The organism is Limimaricola cinnabarinus (assembly GCF_002723615.1).
GTDB classification, from domain to species: Bacteria; Pseudomonadota; Alphaproteobacteria; order Rhodobacterales; family Rhodobacteraceae; genus Limimaricola; species Limimaricola cinnabarinus_B.
Map to the genome: position 1 here is coordinate 142133 of NZ_KZ304957.1, position 9356 is coordinate 151488.

12 protein-coding genes are annotated in these 9356 nt (G+C 66.9%); 9 read left to right on the forward strand and 3 right to left on the reverse strand.

Annotation, left to right across the window (positions count from 1 at the left end; translation table 11 throughout):
• Positions 1-89 precede the first annotated feature (89 nt).
• The 3 genes from clpS to CJ301_RS09485 are packed head-to-tail and all read left to right on the forward strand — an operon-like array spanning position 90 to position 2290.
• Entirely contained in the window at positions 90-425 is a 336-nt protein-coding gene (gene clpS, locus CJ301_RS09475) for an ATP-dependent Clp protease adapter ClpS (protein ID WP_420215834.1), read from the forward strand.
• A gap of 43 nt (positions 426-468) precedes the next feature.
• Positions 469-1461: a class I SAM-dependent methyltransferase gene (locus CJ301_RS09480; RefSeq protein ID WP_099276684.1), complete on the forward strand. Its 993-nt coding sequence runs from the start codon at positions 469-471 to the stop codon at positions 1459-1461.
• A 25-nt stretch (positions 1462-1486) separates the two neighbouring features.
• The gene (locus tag CJ301_RS09485) at positions 1487-2290 is read left to right on the forward strand and encodes an SDR family NAD(P)-dependent oxidoreductase (RefSeq protein ID WP_099276686.1); all 804 of its coding nucleotides are present in this window, start codon (positions 1487-1489) and stop codon (positions 2288-2290) included.
• A 16-nt stretch (positions 2291-2306) separates the two neighbouring features.
• Here the strand turns inward: CJ301_RS09485 and CJ301_RS09490 are convergent, their stop codons facing one another.
• On the reverse strand, positions 2307-2693 hold the full coding sequence (locus tag CJ301_RS09490) for a hypothetical protein (RefSeq protein ID WP_254050114.1): 387 nt from the start codon (positions 2691-2693) through the stop codon (positions 2307-2309).
• 99 nt (positions 2694-2792) lie between these two features.
• Between CJ301_RS09490 and hemF the strand changes: the two genes are divergently transcribed.
• Positions 2793-3686: an oxygen-dependent coproporphyrinogen oxidase gene (gene hemF, locus CJ301_RS09495; protein WP_099276688.1), complete on the forward strand. Its 894-nt coding sequence runs from the start codon at positions 2793-2795 to the stop codon at positions 3684-3686.
• 63 nt (positions 3687-3749) lie between these two features.
• On the forward strand, positions 3750-4427 hold the full coding sequence (locus CJ301_RS09500; protein ID WP_099276690.1) for a DUF2270 domain-containing protein: 678 nt from the start codon (positions 3750-3752) through the stop codon (positions 4425-4427).
• 3 nt (positions 4428-4430) lie between these two features.
• Here CJ301_RS09500 and hemE read toward each other — a convergent pair whose 3' ends face one another.
• A complete protein-coding gene (gene hemE / locus CJ301_RS09505; RefSeq protein ID WP_099276692.1) occupies positions 4431-5483 on the reverse strand; it encodes a uroporphyrinogen decarboxylase in 1053 nt (350 codons plus the stop codon).
• A gap of 125 nt (positions 5484-5608) precedes the next feature.
• Here hemE and hemC point away from each other — a divergent pair, with 125 nt between their 5' ends.
• Positions 5609-6553, forward strand: coding sequence for a hydroxymethylbilane synthase (hemC, locus tag CJ301_RS09510; RefSeq protein ID WP_099276694.1), 945 nt, complete (start codon positions 5609-5611; stop codon positions 6551-6553).
• A 35-nt stretch (positions 6554-6588) separates the two neighbouring features.
• Here the strand turns inward: hemC and CJ301_RS09515 are convergent, their stop codons facing one another.
• Positions 6589-6981: a cytochrome P460 family protein gene (locus CJ301_RS09515; RefSeq protein WP_254050115.1), complete on the reverse strand. Its 393-nt coding sequence runs from the start codon at positions 6979-6981 to the stop codon at positions 6589-6591.
• A gap of 140 nt (positions 6982-7121) precedes the next feature.
• Between CJ301_RS09515 and CJ301_RS09520 the strand changes: the two genes are divergently transcribed.
• From CJ301_RS09520 to CJ301_RS18715, 3 genes are all read left to right on the forward strand, one after another.
• Entirely contained in the window at positions 7122-8312 is a 1191-nt protein-coding gene (locus CJ301_RS09520) for a tyrosine-type recombinase/integrase (RefSeq protein WP_099276696.1), read from the forward strand.
• 75 nt (positions 8313-8387) lie between these two features.
• A complete protein-coding gene (locus tag CJ301_RS09525; RefSeq protein ID WP_099276698.1) occupies positions 8388-8591 on the forward strand; it encodes a helix-turn-helix transcriptional regulator in 204 nt (67 codons plus the stop codon).
• Positions 8566-9261 (forward strand): hypothetical protein, encoded by a 696-nt coding sequence (locus CJ301_RS18715; RefSeq protein WP_162620484.1) that lies wholly within the window; start codon positions 8566-8568, stop codon positions 9259-9261. Before CJ301_RS09525 ends, CJ301_RS18715 begins: the two co-directional genes overlap by 26 nt.
• Positions 9262-9356 lie beyond the last annotated feature (95 nt).

Sequence of the window (9356 nt, forward strand, 5' to 3'; positions counted from 1 at the left end):
CGAAGCGCGAACGAGATTGGCAACGTAACCCGAAGGCAGATGCCGTGATGGCCGGAGAGCGGATGACGATGCAAGGCATGACGACGCGGATGGCGGTGCGGATGGCGGGCCGGGATGACGGCGAGGGCGACGACCTGACCGGCATCAAGGTCGAGACCCGCCCCAGGACCAAGCGGCCGCCGCTCTACAAGGTGCTGATCCTCAACGACGACTACACGCCGATGGAATTCGTCGTGCATGTGCTGGAGCGGTTCTTCGGGCTGAGCCACGCGCAGGCCTTCGAGATCATGCTCACCGTGCACAAGAAGGGGCTCGCCGTGGTCGGCGTGTTCTCCTACGAGATCGCCGAGACCAAGGTCGCGCAGGTGATGGATTTCGCCCAGCGACACCAGCACCCGTTGCAATGCACGATGGAAAGGGAATAGGGGCCGCGATGCCCTTGTCTGATCCCCTGCCTTCGGAGTGCCCATGGCCGATGCCCGTCTGACCACCGCCATCGAGAGCGGCACGCTCGTCCTGCCCGAGGGCGCGATCCTCGCGCTGCGCCCCGCCGCCGGCACCGACATCTCGGCCCTGCCCAAGGACCGCACCCGCATCGCGCATGGCTTTCGCCCCGATATCGAGGCCTGGGAGGCGCAGGGCTGGAGCGTGGCCGAGCCCGCGCCCGCCAGCGCCGTGGTCGTCTTCCTGCCGCGCTCCAAGCCGCTGGCCCGTGCCATGGTGGCGCAGGCCGCTTCCCTCGCGCCTATGGTGATCGTCGACGGGCAGAAGACCGACGGCGTCGACAGCCTGTGGCGCGAGATGCGCACGCGGGTGAACGACCTGCCTTGCGTGACCCGCGCGCATGGGCGGCTGTTCTGGTTCGCCTCCGAGGCGGTCGACCTGTCGGATTGGCAGGCGCCCGCACCGGCCGAGGTCGAGGGCGGCTTCGTCACCCAATGGGGGGCCTTCTCCTCTGACGGCCCCGATCGCGGCTCGCAGCTTCTGGTGGCGGCGCTGCCGAAGAAACTGCCGTCGCGCATGGCCGATCTCGGCGCGGGCTGGGGCTATCTCGCGCGCGCGGTGCTTGAGCGCGAGGGCGTGAAATCCCTCGATCTGGTCGAGGCCGAGAAGCTGGCGCTCGATTGCGCGCGGCGCAACGTCACCGATCCGCGCGCGGCCTTCCACTGGGCCGATGCGACGCGCTTCAGGCCCGATCACCTCTATGACGGCATCGTGTCGAACCCGCCCTTCCATGTCGGCCGCGCCGCAGACCCCGCGCTGGGCCGCGCCTTCATCGCCGCCGCCGCGCGGATGCTCGCGCCCTCGGGGCAGCTCTGGATGGTCGCCAACCGGCACCTGCCCTACGAGGCGGCGCTGCGCGACAGCTTCCGCCATGTCGAGGAGATCGGCGGCGACGGCGCCTTCAAGCTGTTCCACGCGGTCCGGCCCCTGAAGCCCACCGACAAGAAACACCGCTGACACGTTCCCTCCACAGGAGATCGTCATGAGCTTTTCCATCGCCGGCAAGACCGCGATCGTGACCGGGGCGGCGCATGGCGTCGGCCTCGCCATCGCCCGCGCCATGGTCGAGGCGGGGGCCAATGTGGTCTTCGTCGACCGCGACGAGGCCGCGCTCGAACGCGAAACCAGCGTGCTGCGCGAGGCCGACGGCCCGGTGCGCCACTTCGCGGGCGATCTGCGCGAGCGGCTGACCATCACCAACCTTCTGTCCTTCACCATCGACGCCTTCGACCGGATCGACATCCTCGTCAACGCGGCGCGGCAGGTGCGCATGTCCGACCCCTTCGACACGGAGGATGATTCGGTCGAGCGGCTGCTCGATCAGAACCTGATGTCGGCGCTGCGGCTCAGCCGCGCGGCGGCCAAGCGGATGATCAAGCAGGCCGATCCCGACAGCGACGCGCCGCTGGGCTCGATCATCAATCTCAGCTCGATCGCCGCGCGGCTCACACATCCGCAGCTTCTGGCCTATTCGGTGAGCTGCGCCGCCCTCGATCAGATGACCCGCTCCATGGCGGTGGCGCTGGCGCCCAAGCGGATAAGGGTCAACGCCGTGGCCTTCGGCTCGGTGATGAGCGCCTCGCTCAAGCAGACGCTGTCGGAGCATGACGACATGCGCGAGGCGATCCTGCATTGCACGCCGTTGGGCCGCATCGCGGGCGCGGGAGAGGTGTCGGACGCGGTGCAATACCTCGCCTCCGACGCCTCGGCCTTCGTCACGGGACAGGTGATCACCGTCGATGGCGGGCGCAGCCTGATCGACCCGAGCCACGTGGCGGCGCACTAGGCGCCGCCCGGCCCCCTCACTCGGGGTAGCGCGCCACGCATTGCGCCCGTGCCTCGGCCTGCACGCGGGCGACCCGCTCGCGCCGCTGCAGCAGCTGGTCGAGCTTCACCTTCTCCTCCTCAATGTCGATCGTCACCGGCACGCGCAGCTCCTCGACCACCGTGCGATCGCAAAAGCGCCGCGCGATCGCGCCCTCATCGGTGCGGTAGCGGCAGAGCTGGCGGCTGGTGCGCAGCTCCTCGCGCTCCTCGATGGCATAGCCGCGCATGACGTTGCCGCGGGTCTGGGCGATCAGCGCGTCGAGCACGCGGCCCTCGCGGCCGACCGAGGAGAGGCAGCTTTCGCGCGGGGTCGCGCAGGCGGCGAGGGCGAGGGGCAGGACGAGCATCAAGGCGGGGCGCATCGGCAGATCTCCGGTCGATTCGGTCGGGCCAGCAGGTCGCATGGCGGGCCGTCCGAGAGGATGCTAGACGGGCGCGATATTCAATAGCAGGGGGCGCGCATGACCTCGGACATCATGACGGTCGAGAAGGAAGAGGCGGCAGGCTGGTTTCGCAGCCTGCAAGAGGAGATCACCGCCGCCTTCGAGGCGCTGGAGCAAAGCCAGACGCAGGGGCCGATGTCGGATCGCGCGCCGGGCCGCTTCGAGATCACGCCGACGAAACGCACCGGGGATGACGGCGAGGATGCGGGCGGCGGGCGCATGTGCGTGATGCGCGGCGGCCGGGTGTTCGAGAAGGTCGGGGTCAATGTCTCGACCGTCTATGGCACGCTCGGGCAGGCGGCGCAGGCCTCCATGGCCGCGCGCGGCGTGCCCGGCATCGAGGAGGACCCGCGCTTCTGGGCCTCGGGCATCAGCCTTGTCGCGCATATGCAGAACCCGCATGTTCCGGCGGTCCACATGAACACCCGCATGTTCTGGACGCCGGGTGCGTGGTGGTTCGGCGGTGGCGCCGATCTCAACCCTTGCATCGAATACGCCGAGGACACGGCGCATTTCCACGACACGCTGAAGCGCCATCTCGACCCGCACGGGGCCGATCTCTACCCCAGCCTCAAGGACTGGGCCGACGAGTATTTCTACATCCCGCACCGCAAGCGCGCGCGCGGCGTCGGCGGTGTCTTCATGGATGATCGCTGCACCGGCGACTGGCGCGCCGATTTCGCCCTGACGCAGGACATGGGCCGCGCCTTCCTGCCCGCATGGCTGCCGCTGGCCGAGACGCGCCGCGCCACGCCCTGGGACGAGGCCGACCGCGACACGCAGCTGCGCCATCGCGGGCTCTATGCGGAGTACAACCTCGTCTATGATCGCGGCACCAAGTTCGGGCTGGCCACCGGGCACGACCCGGACGCCGTGCTGATGAGCCTGCCGCCGCTGGCGAAATGGGCCTGATCTTCCAAGGGCTTTGACCGCTCGCCCGCGCCCGTGTCAGATGGGCGCGGGGAGGATCGCGGCATGGTGAGAGACGAAAGCGACGCGCAGCGCGAGATGAGCTCGGCCGAGATCGGGGCGCTGGCGCATCTGTGGCGCGGCGAGGTCTACCGCTCGACCATCTGGCGCACCCGGCTCGACACCACCACCAACTGGGCGGTGGTGACGCTGGGGATCGCGCTGTCGATCGCCTTCGCCTCGCGCGAGGCCTCGCCGCTGCCTCTCGTGCTCGTCGGCATCCTGATCCTGTTCTTCCTGATGCTGGAGGCGCGGCGCTACCGCTACTTCAACGTCTGGCGCGCGCGCTGCCGCTGGATGGAGACGCATTTCTACGCGCCGATGCTGCAGGACGGCAATCTGCGGCTGGGCGAGGGCTGGCAGCGCGAGCTGGCCGAGGATTACTGGGTGCCGCGCTACCACGTCTCGTTCCGGGTCTCGGTCGGGCGGCGCATCCGGCGCAATTACCTGTGGATCCTGCTGATCCAGTCGGCCGCCTATATCGGCAAGCTGATCGTGCATCCGACGCCGGTGGAGAACTTGGAGATGTTCGTGGACCGGGCCGATATCGGCCCGGTGCCGGGGCTCATCGTGCTGGCCGCCGGGGCGTTCTACGTCCTTGCCTGGGCGGGCTGGGCCTTGCAGAGCTGGCTGCACGACCGGCGGCGCTGGGGTTCGACCCAGCGCCCCTCGGGCATGGGATAGGCCTCAGCGCGTCTCGCGCAGCGTCTCGATCATCAGCGCCACGTTCTCGGGGTCGGCATCGGGCGTGATGCCGTGGCCGAGGTTGAACACATGCGGGCCTTTCGAGAGCGCGTCGCGGATGCGCCGCGTCTCGTCGATCAGGTCCTGCCCGCCCGTGACCATGTGGCGGCTGGCGAGGTTGCCCTGCACGCAGGCGATGGGCTGGACATGCTCGGCCGCCCATTCGGGGCTCACCGCGTCGTCGATGGCGATGCAGTCGGCGCCGATGGCGCGCGCGGCATCGGCAAAGCGCGTCCCCGCGCCGCGCGGAAAGGCGATGACCGGAAGGCCGGGGTGGCGCGCCTTGAGCGCGGCGGTGATCCGCGCCATCGGCGCGATGGAATAGCGGTCGAGATCGTCGCCCTTGAGCGATCCGGCCCAGCTGTCGAACAGCTTGACCACCTCGGCGCCCGCCGCGACCTGCGCGGAGAGGTATTCGATCGTCGCTTCGGTAATCCGCTCGATCAGCGCCTCGAACTCGGCCCGGTTTTCGTCCTTCAGCGCATGGGCCGGGCCCTGATCGGGCGTGCCGCGCCCGGCGATCATGTAGGTCGCCACCGTCCATGGCGCGCCGGCAAAGCCGATCAGCGTCGTCTCGCGCGGCAACTCGCGCGAAAGGATCTTCACCGTCTCGTAGACCGGGGCGAGATGCTCATGGATCGCGTCGGCGGGCTTCAATGCCGCGACGCCGCCCTTTTCCATGATCGGCGACAGCCGCGGCCCCTCGCCGGTGACGAACCACAGGTCGAGGCCCAGCGCCTGCGGCACCAGCAGGATGTCGGCAAAGAGGATCGAGGCATCGAAGCCGTAGCGGCGGATCGGCTGCAGCGTCACCTCGGCGGCAAGCTCGGGGTTGTAGCACAGCGACAGGAAATCGCCCGCCTTGGCCCGCGTCGCGCGGTATTCCGGCAAATAGCGCCCGGCCTGCCGCATCATCCAGATCGGCGGCACGGGCAGGGTTTCGCCCGCGAGGGCGCGCAGCAGAAGCTTCGACGGGGGGGTGGTGGCAATGCTCATGCATCCTCGTCCCGCCCCGGGCGGGCAAAGTCAAGCCGGGCGGGGCCGCGGCAGGCGGTCGCGGTTGCCGCGCGCGCGGCCCGCACGTGTTGCCGCGCCCGCGGCCTGCGCGTAGAGACAGGCGCATGACCCATGCTCTTCCCACCCCCGCCCAACCGCTTCGCATCGGCACCCGCGGCTCGCCGCTGGCGCTGGCGCAGGCCAACGAGACCCGCGCGCTTCTCGGGCGGGCCTGGGATCTGCCCTCGGAGGCCTTCGAGGTGGTGGTCATCCGCACCACCGGCGACAGGGTGATCGACCGGCCGCTGAGCCAGATCGGCGGCAAGGGGCTGTTCACCAAGGAGATCGAGGACGCGCTGCTCGACGAAAGCATCGACATCGCGGTGCATTCGATGAAGGACATGCCGGTCGCGCAGCCCGAGGGGCTGGTGCTCGACGGCTATCTGGAGCGCGAGGACCCGCGCGACGCCTTCGTCAGCCTCAAGCACGCCGCGATCCCCGACCTGCCCGAGGGCGCGACCGTCGGCACCTCGAGCCTGCGCCGCAAGTCGCAGATCCTCGCCCGGCGGCCCGACCTGAAGGTGGTCGAGTTTCGCGGCAACGTGCAGACCCGGCTGAGAAAGCTCGGCGACGAGGTGGCCGAGGCGACCTTCCTCGCCATGGCGGGGCTGAACCGGCTGCGCATGCTCGGCGAGGTGCCGGCCACGGCGATCGGCGAGGACGAGATGCTGCCCGCCATCGCGCAAGGTGCGATCGGCATCGAGCGGCGCGGCGCGGATACCCGCGTGGCGGCGCTTCTGGAGCCGATCCACCACGAGGAAACCGCGCAGCGGCTGGCCTGCGAGCGCGCCTTTCTCGCCGCGCTCGACGGCTCGTGCCAGACGCCGATCGCGGGGCTGGCGGAGCTGTCGGAGGGGCGCTTGCGCTTTCGCGGCGAGATCCTGCGCCCCGACGGCTCGGAGGTGCTGGCCGAGGCGGGCGATTGCGCCATCGCCGATGGCGCGGATCTGGGCCGCGAGCTGGGCGAGGCGCTGCGCCGCATCGCCGGGCCGGGCTTCTTCAGCCTCTGAAAAGGGCCGCGCGCATTTCGCGCGCGGCGTCCCGTTCACTCCATCATCATCGTGCCCATGTCGGCATCGGTGGTGAAGAGGTAGTTGTCGCCCGCGTTCTGGTGGCAGGCGATGCAGCCCGCATCGGCGTTCTTGCCCACCAGACCGGCCAGCGACATGCCCTTGGGGTTCTGGTCGAGCGATCCGTCGGGCAGGTACTTGGCGTAGAACCAGTTGCCCGTCTCGTCGTCATAGCCCGCCTCGCGCATGAACATCACCGTCACCGCGCCGAGATGTTCTTCGGGCGCGCCCAGCACCTCGTCCACCGTCACCCCCTCGGGGCCGTAGTTGCGCTTGACCACCAGCGCGCCCTCATGGCCGTCGATCGTGGCGCTGGAATAGAAGGTCTCGAGCATCATCCCATGCGGGTCGGTGCCCGGATAGGGCATTGAATTCCTATATCATGTGTTCTCATGTAATCGCGCTATCCGCGCAAGTCCCATGCAAACAACAGACTGACGTTCTCAGGGGGTATCATTCATTCTCAGGCCATACTATACCTAGAGGTGGATTGGGCGGGGGATAGAATATGGCGGCCCTGAATAAGCTGAGTGCGGTCGAGGTGAGGGCCAAGGGGCCGGGCAAGTACTCTGACGGGGGCGGCCTCTGGCTGCACAAGCGCGAGGACGGTGGAGCGCAGTGGGTGCTCCGGGTCACTGTTCATGGTCGGCGCAGAGAGATGGGCCTTGGCCGCTTGTCTGACGTTCCGCTCAAGGAGGCCCGCGCGCAGGCTGAGAAGTGGCGAGCCATGGTGCGGAGGGGGCAGGACCCGATCAAGGAGCGCGAGCGCCAGAGGCGGGAAGCCGCACGTCCTGAGAACACGCTTCAGAACATCGCGCTCGATGCATTCGAGAGTCGCAAGGCAGAGCTAAAGGGCGACGGGAAAGCGGGACGTTGGTTCTCGCCTCTCGAACTCCACGTCCTGCCCAAGCTGGGAAAGATCCCGGTCGAGGAACTGGACCAGCAGGACATCAAGAACGCTCTCATGCCCATCTGGCATTCGAAGGCAGACACCGCACGCAAAGCCATGAACCGGCTGAGCATCGTCATGAAACACGCGGCGGCGCTGGGCCTGAACGTGGATCTGCAAGCTCCAGACAAGGCGAAGGCCCTTCTCGGAAAAACACGGCATATCGCGAAGAACATTCCGTCCATGCCCTGGCAGGAGGTCCCGGCGTTCTATGCAACGCTTGAAGATCCGACTGTCACGCATTTGGCGCTGCGGCTGCTGATCCTCACGGGCCTCCGTTCCCGTCCTCTCCGCCATATCCGCTTGGATGAGATTGACGGCGATGTTTGGACCGTGCCGGGTGAGAGCCTGAAGGGCCGCAAGGGCAAGACCGAGGACTTCCGGGTGCCATTGTCGCGAGAGGCACTAGAGGTCATCGAGCAAGCGAAGCCATTCGAGCGAGGCGGCTACCTTTTTCCTTCGTCGCGCCAAGGCGTCATCAGCGATGCTGCCATGTCACGTCTGATGGAGCGGCGGGGAATGCCAGAGCGTCCCCACGGTTTTCGGTCAAGTCTTCGGACATGGCTAGCAGAAGCGACAGATGCTCCATACGAGGTCGCGGAGACCGTCTTGCAGCATGTTGTTGGGACAGCGGTGCAACGGACTTACAACCGCACTGACTACCTTGATCAGCGGCGAGTGCTGATGGAGCGCTGGGCGCAACTCGTAACTGGCGAGGGGGCCGGCAAGGTTGTGCAGCTTGCTCGGTAACGGATCGTTAACCACGGTTAAACCGGGCCTCTGTATGCCGTGTGTCGAGGCAACGACAACACGAGAGCAGACACCATGAACGACAAGATCCTTCGCCGCGCCGCCGTGGAAGAGATGACCGGACTGAGCCGCAGCACCCTGTACCGCATGATGGACCGGGGCGAGTTCCCCCGCCCAGCGCGGATCGGTCAACGTGCCGTAGGCTGGCGGCAATCGGTCATAGCTCAGTGGATAGAGATGGGAGCGACCAGCAGTGACAAAAAGCCTTCCGCTCTTTGATGACAGCGGGTTCGTGGAAAACCCAGGAGCGCTTCTATTCGGCTTCATGGTGTACCCAGAGTGCGAGCGCAGTGCGCGGCAGTTCTCTCAGATTATCGTGCAGGAGAATCAGGCCTGGATCGCGGGGAGCGAATATCGAGAAGGAACTCTTTTCCGAGCGGTGATGGGGGCGGTTAACATGCCGCTCTTAACATTAGTCGGTGAGATGGCGCTACAGCTCGTAGAGGACCACCTGAATGGAAAGGCGTACAGCAAATCGAAAGCCGCTCACGTGGTTCATGAGATGTTTGCGAAGCGCAGGACGGAGGATGGAGGATCGTATCCTAGGGAGCCGCGTAGGCTGGGAAGAGCTTTTTCTCAATATTCCTCTGTGGCGCACCTATGGGCTGCAGTAGGAATTGCTCGATCCGACGGGCGCGGTGGATCGAGCGTGGGCGGCAGAACGATCAACAGCATGATGCTCAGCAGGGAAATACTGGCAGAGGTTCTGGTAAATTCTGAGATGCTGAGCGATGTGCTGACGAAGGCCAGCGGGGATGATTGCCGTTGGACGGCGCTGCCCGGCTTGGCTCGATTTTATGATCCTTCTCGCGACTACTCTGTCAGCACGCTAGAACATCCGGGGATATCCGAAGCCTTGGCAACTTACAGGGCCCGGAGCGGTCGCTAGAGTAGAGGGGCGGGCAATCTGAATTGCCCGCATTATGCGGCGGAAACAGGCCTGTTAGATCAATTCGTGTCAGATAGACGCGAGGTTGATCTATG